We start from the raw sequence: 18441 nt of genomic DNA on the forward strand, positions 1-18441 counted from the left end.
GCGCTCCCCGGTCACACAGCGCCGGTCGCACAGCCCCGGTCACCCCACGCCGCCGGTCACGCCATGCCGTCGGTCACCCCGTCCTGGTGCGCGGCCGCGATCACGGCGGCGGCCACTCCGGCGGCGACGCGCTCGTCCAGCGGTGAGGGCACGATGTACTCCGCGCTGAGCTCCTCCCCCACGATGTCGGCGATGGCGGTGGCCGCGGCGACCTTCATCGCCGGGGTGATCCGGCGGGCGCCGGCGTCGAGGGCCCCGCGGAAGATGCCGGGGAAGGCCAGGACGTTGTTGATCTGGTTCGGGAAGTCGGAACGCCCTGTCGCGACGACGGCGGCGTGGCGGGCCGCGACCTCCGGCATGATCTCCGGGTCCGGGTTGGACAGGGCGAAGACGATCGCGTCGTCGTTCATGGCGGCGACCGCCTCCTCCGGCACCTGCGAGGAGGACACGCCGATGAACACGTCAGCACCCTCCAGCGCCTCGGTCACCCCGCCGATGATGTTCTCCCGGTTGGTCTGCGCCGCCACCCGCGCCTTGACCACGTTGAGATCGTCCCGGTCCCGGTGGATGGTCCCCTGGGAGTCCGTGAGGATGATGTCCCCGATGCCGGCCTCCAGCAGGATGTCCGCCACGGCGATGCCGGCGGCCCCTGCCCCGGCGATCACCACGCGGGTGTCGACGAAGAGGCGTCCGGTCAGCCGGGCGGCGTTGGTCAGCGCGGCGAGCACCACCACTGCGGTGCCGTGCTGGTCGTCATGCATGACGGGGCAGTCGAGGGCCTCGATGAGCCGCTGCTCCAGCTCGAAGCAGCGGGGCGCGACCACGTCTTCGAGGTTCACCGCGCCGAAGCTGGGCCGCAGCCGGACCATGGTCTCGACGATCTCGTCCACGTCGGTGGTGTCGACGACCAGAGGGATCGAGTTCAGCCCGCCGAACTCCCGGAACAGTGCTGACTTGCCCTCCATGACGGGCAGGGAGGCGGACGCCCCGATGTCTCCGAGACCCAGCACCGCAGTGCCGTCGGAGAGCACCACCACGAGCCGGGACGCCCAGGTGTGGGTGGCGTGCATGGCGGGGTCGTCCCGGATCGCGCGGGAGACCTGCGCGACCCCGGGGGTGTAGGCGATGGACAGCGCCCGCTTGGACTCCAGCGGCATGGTGGACTCCACCGTGAGCTTGCCGCCGAGATGTGAGGCGAAGACCTCGTCGTCAGTGATGGCGCGGTCGTGTCGATGGTGGACATCAGTGATGACTCCTGGAAAGTGTCTGATCAGGTCGGCACGGCGCATCGCGGATCCCGCGGGAGCTCCACACATCGTCGGGTGGATCGTGCGCTCCGGCCGTGCGCTGCCGTGCCCGCCGAGGTCTTCGGCGCTCGCACCGTCGCAGTGGTCAGTACTTTCTTTAGACCGTGCAGGCCAGGGTACGCCACGACGACGCCTCCCTGTGACATCCGTCCCATCAGATGGACTCCGGGTCCGGTTCAGCGCGCTCCCACTGGGCGTGTGACCTGGTGCTCGTCACCGCTGCGCGTCTACTCTTCGCCCCATGACCACCTCCCCGGAGCACCGGCGACATCGCCCCACGGCGGCGGAGCTCGACGGCGACGCGGCCCGGATCGCGCGACGCCGACGAGCCTTCGCGGTCGTCGTCGGAGTCGTCCTCGCCCTGCTCGTCGGCTGGCCGGTCTTCCAGCTGCTGTTCATGGCACTGGCGAGCTACGGCGTCGCGCTGCCCTGGGTGGGCTGGCTGCTGGGCGGCTTCGCGCTGGCGTGCCTGCCGGCCACGGCGGCGGTGGCGACCGGCACCGGCAGCGTCCGCCGGGGCCTGCTGCACGGGCTGTGGACCGGCGCCAGCTTCACGGTGCTGGCCATGGGCGTGCTGATCCTGGTGGTCGGATGACCGCCCCTCGCCGGCCCAGAACAATGCATGTTTCCCACGGCGTCGATGCTCCTCGGGAACCGGCCCGCGCTCTGCTACGTTGATCACGATGCCTGCCTCAGACTCTCTCCGCGCCCCCGGCGGCTCCAGCACCGCCGGAGCTGCCAGCCCGACCCGCCGCCGTCGGCCCACCGGCGCCGATGTGGCCGCGCGCGCCAACGTGTCCCGCGCGACCGTGAGCTTCGTGCTCAACAACACCCCGGGCCAGACGATCTCCGAGGAGACCCGGCGGGCAGTGCTCAACGCCGCTGAGGAGCTCGGGTACCACCCCAACCGGAACGCCAAGTCGCTGGCCTCGGGGAAGTCCACCAACCTGGTCTGCGTGGTGCCGAAGACCCAGCTCGGCGAGCCGGCCACCGCACTGATCGGCATGCTCACCGCCGAGCTGAGCCGCCGCGGCTATTCCATGGCCGTGCACTTCGAGTCCACCGACCACGCCTCGCTGACCGCGCTGGTCCAGGATCTCGCCCCGCAGATGATCTTCCCGCTCTTCGGGGCCCTGCCGGAGTGGATCGACGACGACGTCGCCTACGGCACCGCACTGATGCCCGCCACCCAGCTGCCGGAGAACGCGCGCGACGCCGGCGTGGCGGCCCAGGTGGAGCATCTCGCCGCCGCCGGGCACACGCGCATCGGATACGTGGGCACCGCAAATCCGGTGGCTCACGAGATCTCCGAGTTCCGGGCCGCCACCGCACAGAAGGTCGCCCAGGACGCCGGGGTCGAGCTGACCCTGTCGGCCGAGGTCGCCGCCGACGGTTCCGACGTGGGCGAGGTGGTGCGTCAGGCCCGGGAGGCCGGGGTGACCGCACTGTGCGCCTTCTCGGACACGGTCGCGTTCATGCTGCTGGCCACCCTGATGGACGAGGGCATCGCCTGCCCGGAGGAGATCGCGGTCGTCGGCTACGACGACGTCTCCCTGGCGGAGTGGTCCCGTCCCCGGCTGACCACGGTCCAGTGGGACCAGTCCGTGATCGCCACACTGATCGCCGACGCCGTCATCGCCGCCGTCGACGACGACCCGCGCCGTCGCACCCCCGCCGCGGAGCAGGCCTCGGTCGATGAGGTCTGGATGCTGGGCCGCGCCCACGTCGTCGCGCGCGAATCCGCCTGACCCGCAGGATCCGCTCCTCATGAGCTCTGCCGCACCCCTGGTGCTCCTCACCGGCTTCGAGCCCTTCGGCGGAATGGCGCACAACCCCTCCTGGGATGTGGCGACGGCCGTGGCCGAACGGGCCGCCGGCTCCCTCGACCCCACCGGCCCCGCCAGCCCGACCGGCCCGACTGACGTCCCCGGCCTGGAGGTCCGCGCACTGCGCCTGCCGGTGGCCTTCGGCCGGGCCGCGGGCCTGCTCGCCGACGCCGTGGACGCCGCCGTCGCCCAGGGGCGCACCCCTGCCGCCGTCGTCGCCCTGGGGCTGGCCGCCGGCACGGAGGCGGTCCGGCTGGAGCGGGTAGGCGTGAACCTGCGCGACGCCCGCATCCCGGACAACGACGGCGCCCAGCCGGCCGACGAGCCCGTGGTCGCCTCCGGCGAGGGAGCGCTGTTCTCCACCCTGCGGCTCAAGGCCGCCCTGGCCCGGATCCGCGAGGCCGGGATCCCCGTGCACCTGTCCCTGAGCGCCGGAAGCTTCGTGTGCAACGACGTGCTCTACGCCCTGCTGCATGATCTCTCCGCCCGCGGCCTCGACGTGCCCGGGGGCTTCGTCCATGTGCCGGACCTGCGTGATCCGCAGTCACCGGTGAGCTTGGCCCAGGCCGTGGAGGCTGTGGAGCTTCTGCTGGCGGAGACGTTGCGCGGCGGCGCCGATTCCAGCGTCCCGGGCGGCGCCCTGCACTGAGCGACACAGCCACGCCCTCTCGGTGCGTGTCAGTCGTGACCCCTACCCTGGGAACAGGCGTCGAGACCCGGCGCTGATCAGGCAGGAGGCACCCCCATGCATACTCCCGAGCACACGCTGACCACCACCACGCGGCCCGGCCGCTTCGTCGTCGTCTTCGACTCCGCCGACCCCCAGGTCCGAGAGGACTCTGCCCCGGGGCTGCTGAGCACCGAGGGATTCTCCACCGAGACCTATTTCTCTCGGCTCGGCGTCGCCGTGGTGGACGCCGACTCCGACCACCTGAACGCGCTGCGCAGCCGCTGCCAGGCCGAGCGCCGCCCGGTCCATGTCCTGCCGGAGCGGATCTACCGCGTGCTGGACGCCGCCCCGGCCGCCCGCCCGGCGGAGCTGCCGGACTCCTTCACGGACACCGAGGAGCTCACGTGGGGCCTGCAGGCCGTCCGCGCTCTGGAGTCCGGGTACACCGGCGCCGGTGTGCGCGTCGCAGTCCTGGACACCGGGGTGGACCTGGAGCATCCGGAGCTCGCCGGGCGCGGGATCGTCGCCGAATCCTTCATCGACGAAGAGACCGCCCAGGACGGCCATGGTCATGGGACCCACTGTCTGGGGACGGTGGGCGGTCCGCGCAGCCGCGAGGACGGCCCTGGCTACGGGGTGGCGCCGGAGGCGGAGCTCTTCGCGGGCAAGGTGCTCGGCGACGACGGCTCCGGCTCGGACACCTCCATCCTCTCCGGCATCGACTGGGCGCTGCAGCAGGAGTGCGCCGTGATCTCCATGTCGCTGGGGGCCGACGTGCCGGAGGTCCACCCTCCGTATGTGGCCGCCGGACGCCGGGCCCTGGAGCAGGGGTCGCTGATCATCGCGGCTGCGGGCAACAACGCCCGGCGCAGCTCCGGGGAGAGGGGCTTCGTGGGTGCCCCCGCGAACAGCCCGTACGTGATGGCGGTGGGGGCCCTGGACTCGCAGCTGGGCATTGCGGACTTCTCCGCAAGGACTCTTCCGGGTCGGGGCGGTCAGGTGGACGTGGCGGGCCCGGGGGTGGACGTGCTCTCCGCCTGGACCGGCGACCAGCGGCACCGGGTCATCAGCGGCACGTCCATGGCCACACCGCATGTCTCCGGGGTGGCGGCCCTGCTGGCGGAGGCCACCGGTTTCCGGGCCCGGGAGCTGTGGGCGGAGATCGTCCAGGAGGCGGCCCGTCTGGAGCTGCCCTCGGTGGATGTGGGCTCGGGGCTCTCGCTGGCCCCGCCCGCTGAGGAGCAGCAGTGAGACGTCCCGGGAGGGCCCGCCCGCTGGTGCCGCCGGAGGGCAGGGCTGTCCGCCGACGCCGGCGCGACGTTACCCTGGCGGCATGACCTCCCCCGGAGAGCGCCCTGTCGGCTGGATCGTCACGGTGGACGAGGAACGGACCGCGCGGCTCGACGAGGTCGTCGCGGAGCTGCAGGCCGCTGGCCTGCGGGTCAACCGTGTGCTGACGTCGCTGGGGATGGTCCATGGCCGCGCCACGGAGGAGCAGCTGGAGGCTCTGCGCTCCGTGGACGGGGTGGTCTCGGTGGACCGCGAACAGGAGCACCGGATCAGCCCTCCCGACGCCGAGGTGCAGTGACCAGGGTTGAGCCCAGGCCATGTGAGCCCGGTCGATGCACGCGCGGGCGATGAGGGGCCGGCCACACCGGCCTGTCCCCTGGGCTCCGCTGTCACCCCTGCGCGCTACAGTGGACTGCCGTGAGCACCCGAAAGAAGCGTCCGAGCCCGCCGCCGTCCCGGAGCTCCGCGCGCACGGCGGGGCGGGCGGCGGGACCCTCTCGGCCGCCTGCATCCGCCCGACGCCCGCGGCGCCCCTGGGGCCGCTACCTGTGGGCCGTGGTGACCGCCGTGGTGATCGCCGCGCTGCTGTTCGAGTTCACGATGCTCTGGACCATCGGCGTCGGGGTGTACATGCTCGCGCTGCGGGAGTTCACCGGCCTGTGGTTCCTGGTGGGCGGCTATGCGCTGGCCTGCGTCCCCTGGGCCTTCGGCCTACTGATCGCCACCGGCCAGTTCTGGCGCAGCCTCACCCACGCCCTGTGGATCGGTGCGGTCTACGGCCTGGTCGGCTTCCTCTTCCTGGACAAGATCCTCGGAGCCCTCTGATCCGGTCGGCCGCGGTCGGCCGACACCCCGCTGCGCGCCTCGGCAGCATCGGGGAGGCCTCCGTCAGGTCCGGGCTGGGGCGGCCCGTCCTCCTCGACAGGCCGCCCCAGCGCTTCACGGGTCGTCGCAGACTCAGGCTGGCACCATCCCGTGGGGATCGATGACGAACTTGCGGGCCGCGCCGTCGTCGAACTCCTGGTAGCCGCGTGGTGCGTCATCCAGACTGATGGTGGTGGCGCTCACCGCCTGCGCGATCTGCGCCCGATCGTGGAGGATCAGGTTCATCAGCTTCCGGTTGTACTGCTTCACCGGGCACTGACCGGTGGCGAAGGAGTGCGACTTCGCCCAGCCGAGCCCCAGGCGGACACCGAGGGTGCCCTCCTTGGCGGCGTCGTCCACGGCCCCAGGATCACCGGTGACATACAGTCCGGGGATCCCGATCCCGGCCCCGGCGCGGGCGACGGTCATGCAGTCGTTGAGCACGGTGGCCGGAGCCTCCCCGGCGCCTTCCCCGTGACCACGGGCTTCGAAGCCGACGGCATCCACGGCGGCGTCGACCTCCGGGTCGCCGACGATCTCGGCGATCATCTCCGTCAGCTCCCCCTCGGCGGTCAGGTCGATGCCCACGCAACCGAAGCTCTCGGCCTGGGCGAGGCGGTCCTTGTTCATGTCCCCGACCATGACCACGGAGGCGCCCAGCAGCTGGGCCGAGTGCGCGGCGGCCAGCCCCACGGGTCCGGCCCCGGCCACATAGACGGTGGATCCGGTGGTGACACCGGCCGTGTAGGCACCGTGATAGCCGGTGGGGAAGATGTCAGAGAGCATGGTGAGGTCCAGGATCTTCTCCAGCGCCTGGTCACGGTCCGGGAACTTCAGCAGGTTGAAGTCCGCATAGGGGATCATGACGTACTCCGCCTGCCCGCCGATCCAGCCGCCCATGTCCACATAGCCGTAGGCGGCGCCGGCGCGGGCGGGGTTCACGTTGAGGCAGATGCCGGTCTTGCCCTCGTCGCACATGCGACACCGCCCGCAGGCGATGTTGAAGGGCACCGAGCAGATGTCTCCCTCACGGAGGAAGAGCACATCCTCCCCGGTCTCCACGACTTCTCCGGTGATCTCGTGCCCCAGGGTCTGACCCTGGGGTGCGGTGGTGCGTCCGCGGACCATGTGCTGGTCGGATCCGCAGATGTTGGTGGTGACGATCTTCAGGATGGCGGCGTGGGGCGCCTTCTTCGTGATCCCGAAGTGGTCCGCCACCTCCTGAGGGACCTCCAGGGAGGGGAAGTCGATGGACTCGACGGCGACCTCTCCGGGGGACTTGTACACGACGACTCTGTTCGAACTCATGGTGGAACTCCTGATGGGCGAGATAGGTGAGGTGGATCACACTCCACCCGCACACCATGCAGACTGCAGAATGCGTCTGACAACAGCTCACGCTCCGTCTCAGCAGACGGACCCGTGTCTCAGGATGTGGCCGGCTCCAGCTCCCCCACGTCCACCCACCGGGAGAGCACCCGGGCGATGCCTTCGTCGTCGTTGCTGGAGGTCACGACGTCGGCGGCCTCCTGCGCCTCGGGGATCGCGTTGCCCATGGCCACACCGAGCCCGGCCGCGCGCAGCATGGTGACATCGTTGCCGTTGTCCCCAAAGGCGACGGTCGCCGCGGCGTCGATCCCTTCGGCCCGGCACCAGTCCAGGATGGCCGTGGACTTGTCGACGCCGGCCGCGGTGGCCTCCATGTAGATCGGTGAGGAGTAGGTCAGCTCGATCTGCTCCCCGTAGCCGGACCGCAGCTCCGCCTCCAGGGATTCGAGGACCGGACGTTCCGCGCAGTAGAGGATCTTGGTGGGCTCGATGCCCGGGGAGGTGATGTCGTCGACGACCCTCAGGCTCAGTCCGTTGCCGCCGGCCTCATGGGCGGCCTGCGGGTGGCCGTCGTCGGCCACGATCAGCTCGTCGTCGTGCGGGAGCATCAGCAGCACGCCGTGCCGGATCCCGGTGGCGATGAGTTCAGCGGCCAGCTGGGTCGGGACGGGACGCCGGGCCAGGGTGGCCCCGGTGGCCTGGTCGACGATCACCGAACCGTTGAGCCCGGCGAGGATCAGGTCCTCGCCGAGGCCGTGCCGCTCGGCAAGCGCCCGCAGGCCGGGAATCGGCCGGCCGGAGGCGAGCATGATGCGCGTCCCGGCGGCGCGCAGCCCGTCGAGCGCCCGCAGCGTCCCTGGTTGCGGCGTCTTGGTGGAGTCCAGCAGGGTTCCGTCGATGTCGAAGGCCACCAGGCGGGGCACCTCGACGGCGGGCCGGACACCGGGCTGGGCGGCTGGCTGGGCGACTGGCTGGGCGGCGGAGCGGGGTGGGGTGGTCACAGGCGAGATCCTATCGTGGACCCTTCAGCGCTCGTGCGGGGCGTTGCGGGCCGCCAGATCTCGGCCCCGTGCGGCCAGCGCCTGCCGCAGCTCGGGTGGTTCGATGACCTCGATGCCCGGCACAGCCAGCAGCTGGGTGCTCACGATGCCCAGGGATTCGGTGAGCAGCGAGATGTCGAGGTGGTCAGGCTGCGGCGCCGCCTCCTGCCTGAGCTGTCGCGCCGCTGCGGATGCGGCGTCGATGGCCGCATCGATGGCGGCGTCGATCCCGGTGCCGGGCAGAGCGGCCCGCAGGGCGTCGGCCGAGGCGACGGGGATTCGCAGCCGGACCGGCAGGCTCACCACGGAGGCTTCGAACTGGGCACGGCTCTGTCGCCAATGCTCGGCCAGAGAGAAGTCCGGTGGGCGCCAGGCGGACTCCTGATGCCGGGTCACCGATTCGATCCTGGAGAGTCGGTAGGTCCGCACGGAGCGCCGGTGCGCGGCCACCAGGTACCAGCGGTCGGTCTTGAGCACCAGGCCCAGGGGGTCCAGGAGTCGGCTCACAGGCGCCGCCGACGGATCGGAGCGGGTGTACCGGATGCTGATCCGCTGACCGGACCAGACCGCCTGAGCCACCTCGGCGAGCGCGGCGGGGCGTTCGGGCTCGTGGAACCACCGGCCGTGGTCCACGTGGAAGCGCTCGGCCACTGCGGCGTGCTGCCGGGCCTCGGCCCCGGGGGCTGCGAGCATCTTCATCCGGGCGGCCTGGTAATCGGCCTCCAGGCCCAGCTCCCGGGATCCTGTCTCTCCGAGCAGCAGGGCCTGCAGCTCGGCGGCGAGCATCCCGGTCAGCGGGGAGCGCCAGCCCTCCACGAGCCCCACTCCCCCGGCGGGCCCGGTGCGGGTCCATACCGGTACGCCCATCTCCTGCAGGGCGGCGAGGTCCCGTTGGATGGTGCGGGCGGAGACGCCGTGGCGCTCGGCCAGCTCTGTCACCGTGGTGCGCCGCAGGCGGGTCAGCTCCAACAGCAGGGCCACCAGTCGGGAGGTGCGCATGGGCTCAGCCTACGCAGTGACCCTGCTCATTGGCGACATCAGGTGTCGTCAATGGAGGAGATGATCATGCTGACGCCCCATCCGCGGGCGGTGGCGCACCCCGCCGCAGCACAGCACACTCAGGAGGACTCCATGACCGCATCGCAGACCGCTCCAGACCTGACCCGACGCATCGCCCTGGTCGCCGGCGCCACCCGCGGGGCCGGCCGGGCCATCGCGCGCGAGCTCGGGCGAGCCGGCGCCGTCGTGTATTGCACGGGACGCTCCACAGCGGGAGTGCCATCGGACTACGGGCGCCCCGAGACCATCGAGGAGACCGCGCAGCTGATCACCGCCGAGGGTGGGACGGCCCACCCCGTCGTCGTCGACCATCTCGACGTGGACGCCGTCGAGGCCCTGGTGGCGCGGATCGACGCGGAGCAGGGCCGGCTGGACATCCTGATCAATGACATCGGCGGGGAGGCCTACGTGCAGTTCGGCACCCCGCTGTGGGAGTACGACCTCGACGCCGGCCGGCGCCTGCTCGACACCGCGCTGCTGACCCATCTGAACACCAGCGCCTGCGCCCTGGAGCTGCTCATCCGAAACCCCGGCGGGCTGGTCGTGGAGGTGACCGACGGGACCCGTGCGTACAACGCCGCCCACTACCGGGAGACGGTGTTCCTGGACCTGGCCAAGACCGGCGTGGACCGGCTCGCCTACGCGCAGGGCCACGAGCTGGCCGCCCACGGCGGCACCGCGGTATCGGTATCGCCCGGGTGGCTGCGTTCGGAGATGATGCTGGACCACTTCGACGTCACCGAGGAGACCTGGCGCTCCGTCGCGGAGGCGAACCGTGGCACGAGCGGCGTGGTCCCGCCCTATGAGTTCGTGATCTCCGAGACCCCCGCCATGCTCGCCCGCGGCATCACCGCCCTGGCGGCCGATCCCGACCGGGCCCGGTGGAACACCCGCTCCACCAGCTCCTTCGAGCTGGCGGCGCACTATGACCTCACCGATGTGGACGGCTCTCGGCCCGACGCCTGGAGCTTCATCACCGCCATGGAGGACACCCCGGTGGAGGAGCTCGACGTCGACTCCTACCGCTGAGCGGGACGCACGGCCTCGATCAGGTGCCGGGTGGAATGCGCGACGACGGGCCGACCCGCCCGCATCTGGCGGTCCAGCGCCCGCAGCCGGTCCATGTGGTCCTCCGTCTGGAATCCGGGCACCCACCAGGGGCACTTGCGCAGGATCCAGATCACCGCGCCCACGTCGTGGAACTCCAACCGGCACCGCGCGGTCCGCAGGTCGCGGATCTCCAGACCGGCGTCCCGGGCCTGCTCCGCCTCCCGGTCAGGGTGGCGGTGTCTCCGGGCCTCCGGCTGCGGGCCCAGGAAGTGCTCGATCAGCTCGAAGGCCGACGCGGGCCCCACATGCTGGGCGAGATAGGTTCCCTCCGGTCGGAGCACCCGGTGGATCTCGGGCCAGTCGGGGGACACCGGATGCCGGGAGGTCACCAGGTCGAAGGTCTCGTCGGCGAACGGGAGACCCTGGACGGCAGAGGTGTCGGCCACCTCGACCCCCCGGGGCCCGAGGCGGTGGCGGGCCACGGCGAGATTCGGCGGCCAGGCCTCAGTGGCCCGCATGGTGGGCGGCAGGACAGGGGCCTCGTCCAGGACCTCACCGCCGCCGGTTTCAAGGTCCAAGGCGCTGGTCGCCGCGGCGAGTCTGCCCGCCATCAGTCGGGCGTAGCCCCACGGGGGTCGCTCCTCGGTGGCTCTGCCGTCGAGCCAGCGGAATCCCCACCCGTCGACTTCGGCCTCGCAGGCTTCGCGCACAAGTTCCTGGAACGGTCTCATCATCTGTGATCCTAGACCCGATCGGGGCCTTCCCTCGCAGCGGCTCGGCCCTCAAGCAGGGGCAGGCCGTAGGCACCCCCGCTATGCTCCAGGAACGACTCGCCGCGACGAGAGAGGGGCCGCCATGTCGACCACGAAGGATCCCGGCCAGATCGCCCGACGGGTCTTCCTCTGGGCGATGATCGTCTCGTTCAGCCTCGCCGCCGCAGCCGGCATCCTGGTGCTGCTCGGCGCCGACCTCGACGGCACCGGGTCCCAGGTGCTGCTGACCACCGTGGTGGTCGGGCTCTACAGCCTGGCGATGCTCTGCTGCGCAGCGGTGTTCACCCGCCCCTCACGCTGGGTGGGATTCCTCGGCGTCGCTGTGGCCCTGCTCAGCCTGGCGTGGTCAGTCGTGCTGATCTGGCGGGAGGCCAGCTGGTCCTGGGACCCGTTCCAGCTCCTGCTCTCCGGGGTCACGCTGACCGTGGCCTTCAGCTTCACCAGCCTGTTGCTGGCCCTGACCGCCCACCGCGACGCCCTCATCCGCTGGCTGCTCCGCGCGGCGCTGGCGCTGCTGACCGTGGCGGCCGCACTCACGCTGCTCCTCATCTGGGAGGTCGGCTGGGAGAGCGAGGCCTTCGGTCGGTTCTACGGCATCATGCTGATCCTGGCGGTGCTGACCGGAGTGGTCACACCTCTGCTCTCGGCGCTGCGCCGCCGGGCCGCACCAGGGGCGTCTGCGCCCTCGACGGCGCCCCCGCAGGCACCTGCACCGCCGATCGGCATCGACCCGGAGACGGCGGCCGCCCTGCAGGCCGAGGCCCAGCGTCGAGGCATCACCGTGGCCCAGCTGGTCGCCCCGCTGCTGGAGCGCCGGAGCCGCCCGTGACACTCCTTCCCACTGGTCAGTGACCTCAGATGCTCAGTGACCTCAGATGTCCTGCGCCATGTCCTGGAAGCGGGCATAGTGACCCTGGAAGGCGACCACGATGTCCCGGGTGGGGCCGTTACGGTTCTTCGCGACGATGATGTCCGCCTCGCCGGCGCGCGGGGACTCCTTGTCATAGACCTCTTCACGGTGCAGCAGCAGCACCATGTCCGCGTCCTGCTCGATGGAGCCGGACTCACGCAGGTCGGAGACCTGGGGGCGCTTGTCCGTGCGCTGCTCGGAGCCTCGGTTCAGCTGGGAGAGTGCGATGATCGGCACATCGAGCTCCTTGGCCAGCAGCTTCAGGGTTCGGGAGAACTCGCTGACCTCCTGCTGGCGGGACTCCACCCGCTTGCCCGAGCTGAGCAGCTGCAGATAGTCCAGCACGATCAGCTTCAGGTTGTGCCGCTGCTTCAGCCGCCGCGCCTTGGCGCGGATCTCCATCAGGGACATGTTCGGGGAGTCGTCGATGAACAGCGGCACCTCGTTGAGCTTGTCCACCGCCAGGGACATCTTGTCCCAGTCGTCCTCCCGGATGTCGCCCTTGCGCAGGTCCTGGAACTGGATCTTCGCCTCGGCGGAGAGCAGACGCATGGCGATCTCATTGCGCCCCATCTCCAGGGAGAAGAACGCCGAGGTCATCCCGTGCCCCACCGAGGCGGCGCGGGCGAAGTCCAGGGCCAGGGTGGACTTACCCATGGCGGGACGTGCGGCGACGATGATCATCTGCCCGCCGTGGAACCCATGGGTGAGGTCATCCAGATCCCGGAACCCCGTGGGGATGCCGGTCAGGCCGCCGTCGTGGCTGGCGTTGGTCTCGATCTCATCGATGGTCGGCACCAGCACGTCGGCCAGGGCCACGTAGTCCTCGCTCTGCCGGTTCTCCGCGACGTTGTAGATCTCCGACTGGGCCGCATTGACGATGGCCTCGACCTCGCCGTCGGCGGTGTGTCCCATCTGGGCGATCTTGGTGCCGGCCTCCACCAGGCGACGCAGGATCGCCCGCTCATGGACGATCTCCGCATAGAAGGCCGCATTCGCCGCCGTCGGGACCGACTGCGCCAGGTTGTGCAGGTAGGCCGGCCCACCCACTCGCTGCAGCTCCTGGCGTTTGGTGAGGTGGTCGGAGATGGTGACGACGTCGGCAGGCTCCCCGCGTCCGTAGAGGTCCACGATCGCGTCATAGATGAGCTCATGGGCCGGACGGTAGAAGTCCGGGCCTTTGAGGATCTCGACGACGTCGGCGATCGCGTCCTTCGAGAGCATCATGCCGCCCAGCACCGACTGTTCGGCGACGAGGTCCTGCGGCGGAGTGCGGGACTCCGCGGCCGGTGGGGCGTCATAGGCTTCCAGGCTCACCGTGCTCCTCCGTGGGGGTGGTTCTCGGGTGGCGCGGACTCCGCGGTGGCGGGCCGTGCCGGGGTCGGGCGACGCGGGTCAGCGTGGCTCGGCAGAGACCATCTTCTCACCCCGAGCTGACAGCTCCGAGCGCCCCTGCTCACGGCCCCGGCGACCGCAGTCCGGAGGGGCAGGACGGGCCGGATGGGCCTCCACATGGGCGGCCGTGCGCCCCGGCCACGTGGCCAGATCCTCCGGGGTGGCGGCGACGCCCAGGGTGGAGCCGCCGATGAGCCGGTGCAGCTCCTCTGCGGTGGAGACCGGGTGGGAGGGGTCGTCCTCCCAGGCGAGGATCTGGGTGGGAATCTGCAGCCGGGCGATCTGATCGGCCGCCGGAAGATCTGTGAGCGCGGCGCCGCGGAAGATCGCGGGCAGCAGCTCCTGGCTGACCGCGGGCACCTGTTCGCGAGGACGGTCGGCCAGAGCCGGCGGGGGCAGCACCTGGGCACCGATCCGCACGAAGGCACCGATCCCGTGGTCCTCCACCAGCTGGGCGGAGCGCCGGTAGTTCTCCGCTTGAGCAGCACGGGTCTGCCAGGCGGTGGGCGGGACCAGCAGGGTCAGGGTCGCGAAGCGGTCCGGGTCGGCCAGCGCGGCGTGGAGCAGCGTGGCCGCTCCCATCGAGGGGCCGGCGGCGTGGACCTGCTCCCCGGGGGCCAGAGCGTCCAGCAGGGCCAGCAGATCCTCGGCCAGACGCGGCCACCGGTAGTCCTCCGCGCGGTCGCGGCCGGTGGAGGAGCCGTGGCCCCGGGCGTCGTAGCGCAGCACGCGCGTTCCCTGGAGACGGCCGGCCATGTCGAGGCCGGCCCGCTGCTCGCGGGAGCCGCAGGAGGTCAGGCCGTGGAGCTGGACGAAGGTCCCCGCGTCTGTGGGCTCGGGGGCGCTGAGGTCGTAGCTGAGGGACGCACCGTCGGTCCGGAATGTGCCCACTGCTCCTGCCTCACCTCGCTGTCCTCGCCTGCCGGCATGCGTCCCCGCTCGGTCCCCGTCAAGGGGTCCCGGGCGGAGGGATGTCCCTCTAGACTACGCCTATGCGGCTGACCAACGTCGCCCGGATGGACACCCGTCCGGGGAGGCTCTCCAGCTACTCGGTGGCGGTCCCCGCCGCTGAGGGCGCACCCCTGCCGGTCTCCTTCGATCAGAACCGCCATGTCAGCTTCGGCTCCCGTCCCGGCTCCTGGATGGCCGCGGCGTTCTCCCTGGAGCGTCCGGCGAGCCGGGACGAGGTCGCGGCGGCATGGCATGCCGTCATCGAACGTCATGGCACCCTGCGCACCACGTTCAGCTGGGCGGACGCCGAGCTGCGGCTGGACCCGGTGCGCATCGGCCCTGGTGGCTGGGAGCAGCTGGCCCCGGCCCACGCACGCCCGGTCGCCGAGATCAGCCTGCGTGCCGGGAGCGCCGACGTCGCCCCGGCCGGCCCGACGGCCCCTGACGACGGCGTGCTCAGCGCCGAGGAGGTGCGCCAGGCCCTGCGCGCCCATTTCGACGCCGTCTGCGACCCGTTCGCCGCACCGTCGCACCGGCTGTGCCTGGTCGAGCCCACCGACGGCTCAGCGCCTCAGGTGATCATCGGCGCCGACCACTCCCATGTGGACGCCTGGTCGCTGCTGGTCATCATCCGGGACGTCACCGCCTGCCTGGCGGACCTGCAGGCGGGCCGGCCACCCGGGGAGACGCTGCCGACGGCGGAGCCCTTCGCCGCCCACACCGCAGCCCTGGAGGCTCGGCCCGCGCCACCGGAGCCGCTGGTGGAACGGTGGCGGGAGATCCTCGACGCCGGGGGAGGCGTCATGCCCCGCTTCCCCCTGCCGCTGGGCGACCTGTCCCTCCCCCAGCCCGAGGTGGTGGAGGTCCGCGACGTCCTGGACCCCGACCAGCTGGCCCGCCTGGAGGCCCACGCCGTCACCCACGGGGTGCGGCTGATCTCCGTGGCGGTCTCGGTGATGACCGCGCTGTTCGCCGAGCTGGGCGACCAGCCGCTGCGCACCGTGTTCCCGGTGCACTCCCGGGATCAGCGGCGCTGGTTCGACTCCGTGGGCTGGTTCATCACCAATGCCGTGCTGGAGAACGACGACCCCTCTCTGGAGGCGAGCCACCGGGCCGTGAAGGAGGCCATCAGGCTGGGCAGCCAGCCGCTGGCCCCGATCATGCGGCCCTACGGCGGCATGCCGGCCGAGCCGGGGATGTTCGCCATGTCCTGGCTGGACCACCGCAGACTGCCGATCGCCGTCGACGAGGCTCTGCGTCCCCAGCATGTGAGCGCAGTGATCAGCACCGACGGGGTGATGATCTGGTTCGTGATCAACGAGACCGGCCTGCACCTGCGATGCCGATACCCGGACACTCCCCAGGCCCAGGCGAGCATGCCGGCCTGGCTGGACGCGCTCGAGACCCGACTGCGCGAGGCCGCCTGAGGCCAGCCCGTCTCCTCTCCAGCCGTTCCCGCCCCGTCCAGATCACTGAACCCCACGTCTCTGAGCCCCACGATCCATCATGGGGATCGGACATCGTGCCGGGACGAGCCGACCCGGCAGCGCGGTCACCGGGGTGGTCACCCGGCGTGCTGCTGCGTCAGCGTCCCGAGGCCTCGACGTCGTCCTTCTTCCCTCCGGGGATGGGGTCTCGCCCCTCCTCCCGACGCCGGACCAGCGAGGCATGCGTGGGCGGCTCGGGCGTGCCCTGGGGAGTCCGGGCCGCCACCTCGCGACGCAGCACGGGCACGACCTCCTCACCGAGCATCTCGACCTGCTCCAGCACGGTCTCCAGCGGCAGTCCCGCGTGGTCGATGAGGAACAGCTGACGCTGGTAGTCGCCTGCATACTCTCGGAAGCTCAGGGTCTTCTCGATGACCTGCTCCGGGGTGCCCACGGTCAACGGGGTCATCTCGGTGAACTCCTCCAGCGAGGGTCCGCCGCCGTAGACCGGCGCGTTGTCGAAGTAGGGCCGGAACTCCCGGACGGCATCCTGGGAGTTCCGGCGCATGAACACCTGGCCGCCCAGGCCCACGATGGCCTGCTCGGCAGATCCGTGGCCGTAGTGCTCGTACCGCTGCCGGTAGAGGTCCACCATCCGCCCGGTGTGCTCCTTGTTCCAGAAGATGTTGTTGTGGAAGAAGCCGTCGCCGTAGTAGGCGGCCTGCTCAGCGATCTCCGGGCTCCGGATGGAGCCGTGCCACACGAAGGGTGCGACGTCGTCGAGCGGGCGAGGCGTGGCCGTGAAGCCCTCCAACGGGGTGCGGTAGCGGCCCTGCCAGTCGACGGCGGTCTCCCGCCAGAGGCGGTGCAGCAGCGCGTAGTTCTCCACAGCCAGCGGAATGCCGGCGCGGATGTCCTTGCCGAACCAGGGGTAGACGGGGCCGGTGTTGCCCCGGCCCAACGTGAGGTCGATTCTCCCGTCGGCCAGATGCTGGACGTACGCGTAGTCCTCGGCGATCCGCACCGGGTCCGTGGTGGTGATCAGCGTGGTGGCCGTGGAGAGCAGGATGCGTTCGGTCTGCGCGGCGACGTGCGCCATGAAGATCGGCGGGTTCGCCGGGGCCACGAAGGGCGGATTGTGGTGCTGGCCGATGGCGAAGACGTCGAGCCCGACCTCCTCGGCCTTCCGCGCGATGGCGACCGTGGCCTTGATCCGCTCATGCTCGGTGGGCGCGCGTCCGGTGGTGGGGTCGGGGGTGACATCGCCGATGCTGAAGACGCCGAACTGCATGTCCGCTCCTAGGGGGTCTGGAAGGCCACGGGTGGAAGGAGCCCGTCCGCCGTTATTTCAAAATTGAATCTGTTCACGGGCGGCAACGCCTTCGCCTCCCACGCTATTCCAGGACACCTCCCCCAGGCGACAGATCAGGAGGGCCTGAACACCAGATGCCCCTGACGTGCAGGTATCTCACCCACCATCCCGCGAAGGCCCGCCATGCTGTGGAATCCTTGTGGAAAACCCGACGCAGAGAGGCCTATACACCCTGATGCGGCCGCACCACAAGCCCTGGAAGCGGCGGTAAGACCGCTCTCAAAAAAAGTTGAATTCACAGGTGTGTCGCTACATCACCGCAGGTCAAAGCGCTATTGGCACCCACTGTGGAAAAGTATCCACAGAGTTCCCCCCAGGTTGTTCACAAGACACGCCGCACACTCCACACTTTATCCACAGGCTTGTCCGATCGGGGTATTGCTACTGACGAGAAGTCGCCATATGGTGTGAGGCGTCCCCCACTCGCAGGGCGGGTATTGGCTGGCTCCGTCGGCGCGCATCCGCCCACCTGCTGATCGGCCGACCTGATCGGATTCGAGCATCGGGCCGGGAACAGCTTCGCGGCCGGCTCGGGTTCACCACAGCCCGACCGACCAGCATGGACTCCTCTGTCGAGCGGGTCCGGTGATGACGGCAGCAATGTCATCATGCGAGTGGACGACGGAGGCCGCCCACGGGCGGCCTGCCGCATGACGGCCCTGCGCGGACCGCACGCGGGCGACGACGACGGCGACGTCCGCCGGATCCGTGTCGCACCGTCCAGGGATCGGGCGAGAACTGCATCGGATCGCCGGGAGACCGGCGCAGGGAAGGGAATCACGGCGCGGAGGCGACCGGACCTGCCCCACGGCCCGCGACAGGCGGCCGGGCGGCACCGGAGGTCGACCTCGCCGTCGTCGTGATTCTGCCGGACCCGGCGATCCGATCAGCTCGCCCCCGTGAGCGCGTCATCACACCAGGCGCCCCGCCCCCACTCCTCGCATCCCCGGTTGCTCTGCGCTTCCAGCCGGCCCACATCCCGCATGCTCTGCGCGTCCAGCCGGCCCACATCCCGCATGCTCTGCGCGTCCAGCCGGCCCACATCCCGCGTGCTCCCCATCCAGGAATCACTTTCCCGTGCATGTTACCCTGGGTGACGCGGGCGGATTCTATGAGTCGTTGCACCAGCTGATGGTCAGCTGGTGAGGATGATGTCTCTCATCTTCTCAGCTGGGGTG

At 70.7% G+C, this 18441-nt stretch carries 17 protein-coding genes; 9 read left to right on the top strand and 8 right to left on the bottom strand.

Features of this window, described 5'->3' with window-relative positions:
* Positions 1–56: 56 nt before the first annotated feature.
* A complete protein-coding gene (locus SD455_RS09405) occupies positions 57–1289 on the bottom strand; it encodes an NAD(P)-dependent malic enzyme (RefSeq protein ID WP_445507928.1) in 1233 nt (410 codons plus the stop codon).
* A gap of 259 nt (positions 1290–1548) precedes the next feature.
* Here SD455_RS09405 and SD455_RS09410 point away from each other — a divergent pair, with 259 nt between their 5' ends.
* The 6 genes from SD455_RS09410 to SD455_RS09435 all read left to right on the top strand — a co-directional run bounded on the left by SD455_RS09410 (position 1549) and on the right by SD455_RS09435 (position 5918).
* Positions 1549–1902 carry a hypothetical protein gene (locus SD455_RS09410; protein ID WP_445507929.1) on the top strand — a complete coding sequence of 118 codons (354 nt, stop codon included), beginning with the start codon at positions 1549–1551 and terminating at the stop codon, positions 1900–1902.
* Positions 1903–1990: 88 nt separating this feature from the next.
* The gene (locus SD455_RS09415; RefSeq protein ID WP_311025623.1) at positions 1991–3055 is read left to right on the top strand and encodes a LacI family DNA-binding transcriptional regulator; all 1065 of its coding nucleotides are present in this window, start codon (positions 1991–1993) and stop codon (positions 3053–3055) included.
* A 19-nt stretch (positions 3056–3074) separates the two neighbouring features.
* Complete coding sequence (locus SD455_RS09420) at positions 3075–3782, top strand: pyroglutamyl-peptidase I family protein (RefSeq protein ID WP_445507930.1); 708 nt, start codon at positions 3075–3077, stop codon at positions 3780–3782.
* A 96-nt stretch (positions 3783–3878) separates the two neighbouring features.
* Positions 3879–5054 (top strand): S8 family serine peptidase, encoded by a 1176-nt coding sequence (locus SD455_RS09425; RefSeq protein WP_445507931.1) that lies wholly within the window; start codon positions 3879–3881, stop codon positions 5052–5054.
* An 82-nt stretch (positions 5055–5136) separates the two neighbouring features.
* Entirely contained in the window at positions 5137–5391 is a 255-nt protein-coding gene (locus SD455_RS09430; RefSeq protein ID WP_085437920.1) for a hypothetical protein, read from the top strand.
* 119 nt (positions 5392–5510) lie between these two features.
* Positions 5511–5918 (top strand): hypothetical protein, encoded by a 408-nt coding sequence (locus SD455_RS09435; RefSeq protein WP_139827854.1) that lies wholly within the window; start codon positions 5511–5513, stop codon positions 5916–5918.
* Between the two features lie 132 nt (positions 5919–6050).
* Here the strand turns inward: SD455_RS09435 and fdhA are convergent, their stop codons facing one another.
* From fdhA to SD455_RS09450, 3 genes are all read right to left on the bottom strand, one after another.
* Positions 6051–7265 (bottom strand): formaldehyde dehydrogenase, glutathione-independent, encoded by a 1215-nt coding sequence (gene fdhA / locus SD455_RS09440; protein ID WP_070158503.1) that lies wholly within the window; start codon positions 7263–7265, stop codon positions 6051–6053.
* 119 nt (positions 7266–7384) lie between these two features.
* Positions 7385–8287, bottom strand: a complete 903-nt coding sequence (locus SD455_RS09445) for an HAD family hydrolase (protein ID WP_445507932.1) — start codon at positions 8285–8287, stop codon at positions 7385–7387.
* Between the two features lie 24 nt (positions 8288–8311).
* Complete coding sequence (locus tag SD455_RS09450) at positions 8312–9325, bottom strand: helix-turn-helix transcriptional regulator (RefSeq protein ID WP_070158504.1); 1014 nt, start codon at positions 9323–9325, stop codon at positions 8312–8314.
* Positions 9326–9391: 66 nt separating this feature from the next.
* Here SD455_RS09450 and SD455_RS09455 point away from each other — a divergent pair, with 66 nt between their 5' ends.
* Positions 9392–10414: an SDR family oxidoreductase gene (locus SD455_RS09455; protein WP_237090232.1), complete on the top strand. Its 1023-nt coding sequence runs from the start codon at positions 9392–9394 to the stop codon at positions 10412–10414.
* Here SD455_RS09455 and SD455_RS09460 read toward each other — a convergent pair.
* Positions 10405–11166, bottom strand: coding sequence for a class I SAM-dependent methyltransferase (locus tag SD455_RS09460; RefSeq protein WP_445507937.1), 762 nt, complete (start codon positions 11164–11166; stop codon positions 10405–10407). The two genes, SD455_RS09455 and SD455_RS09460, sit on opposite strands and share 10 nt — an antisense overlap.
* Before the next feature lie 124 nt (positions 11167–11290).
* On the opposite strand from SD455_RS09460, the gene SD455_RS09465 reads away from it, so the two are divergent.
* Positions 11291–12037, top strand: coding sequence for a hypothetical protein (locus tag SD455_RS09465; RefSeq protein WP_311025616.1), 747 nt, complete (start codon positions 11291–11293; stop codon positions 12035–12037).
* A gap of 42 nt (positions 12038–12079) precedes the next feature.
* On the opposite strand, the gene dnaB is transcribed toward SD455_RS09465, so the two are convergent.
* Both dnaB and SD455_RS09475 read right to left on the bottom strand, forming a co-directional pair.
* Positions 12080–13429, bottom strand: a complete 1350-nt coding sequence (gene dnaB / locus SD455_RS09470; protein WP_311025674.1) for a replicative DNA helicase — start codon at positions 13427–13429, stop codon at positions 12080–12082.
* 84 nt (positions 13430–13513) lie between these two features.
* Positions 13514–14404 carry an alpha/beta fold hydrolase gene (locus SD455_RS09475; RefSeq protein WP_445507933.1) on the bottom strand — a complete coding sequence of 297 codons (891 nt, stop codon included), beginning with the start codon at positions 14402–14404 and terminating at the stop codon, positions 13514–13516.
* A 101-nt stretch (positions 14405–14505) separates the two neighbouring features.
* Here SD455_RS09475 and SD455_RS09480 point away from each other — a divergent pair, with 101 nt between their 5' ends.
* A complete protein-coding gene (locus SD455_RS09480) occupies positions 14506–15891 on the top strand; it encodes a peptide synthetase (protein ID WP_445507934.1) in 1386 nt (461 codons plus the stop codon).
* A 157-nt stretch (positions 15892–16048) separates the two neighbouring features.
* On the opposite strand, the gene SD455_RS09485 is transcribed toward SD455_RS09480, so the two are convergent.
* Positions 16049–17182, bottom strand: coding sequence for an LLM class flavin-dependent oxidoreductase (locus tag SD455_RS09485; protein WP_445507935.1), 1134 nt, complete (start codon positions 17180–17182; stop codon positions 16049–16051).
* Between the last annotated feature and the right edge of the window lie 1259 nt (positions 17183–18441).

It is taken from the genome of Nesterenkonia sp. K-15-9-6, from assembly GCF_052656005.1.

Bases quoted from the DNA above. Each gene is read 5' to 3' on its own strand.
- SD455_RS09415 (WP_311025623.1), top strand. From the start codon at position 1,991: ATGCCTGCCTCAGACTCTCTCCGCGCCCCCGGCGGCTCCAGCACCGCC.
- SD455_RS09480 (WP_445507934.1), top strand. From the start codon at position 14,506: ATGCGGCTGACCAACGTCGCCCGGATGGACACCCGTCCGGGGAGGCTC.
- SD455_RS09455 (WP_237090232.1), top strand. From the start codon at position 9,392: ATGCTGACGCCCCATCCGCGGGCGGTGGCGCACCCCGCCGCAGCACAG.
- SD455_RS09410 (WP_445507929.1), top strand. From the start codon at position 1,549: ATGACCACCTCCCCGGAGCACCGGCGACATCGCCCCACGGCGGCGGAG.
- SD455_RS09405 (WP_445507928.1), bottom strand. From the start codon at position 1,289: ATGCGCCGTGCCGACCTGATCAGACACTTTCCAGGAGTCATCACTGAT.
- SD455_RS09460 (WP_445507937.1), bottom strand. From the start codon at position 11,166: ATGAGACCGTTCCAGGAACTTGTGCGCGAAGCCTGCGAGGCCGAAGTC.
- SD455_RS09450 (WP_070158504.1), bottom strand. From the start codon at position 9,325: ATGCGCACCTCCCGACTGGTGGCCCTGCTGTTGGAGCTGACCCGCCTG.
- SD455_RS09465 (WP_311025616.1), top strand. From the start codon at position 11,291: ATGTCGACCACGAAGGATCCCGGCCAGATCGCCCGACGGGTCTTCCTC.
- fdhA (WP_070158503.1), bottom strand. From the start codon at position 7,265: ATGAGTTCGAACAGAGTCGTCGTGTACAAGTCCCCCGGAGAGGTCGCC.
- SD455_RS09425 (WP_445507931.1), top strand. From the start codon at position 3,879: ATGCATACTCCCGAGCACACGCTGACCACCACCACGCGGCCCGGCCGC.
- SD455_RS09485 (WP_445507935.1), bottom strand. From the start codon at position 17,182: ATGCAGTTCGGCGTCTTCAGCATCGGCGATGTCACCCCCGACCCCACC.
- SD455_RS09430 (WP_085437920.1), top strand. From the start codon at position 5,137: ATGACCTCCCCCGGAGAGCGCCCTGTCGGCTGGATCGTCACGGTGGAC.
- SD455_RS09420 (WP_445507930.1), top strand. From the start codon at position 3,075: ATGAGCTCTGCCGCACCCCTGGTGCTCCTCACCGGCTTCGAGCCCTTC.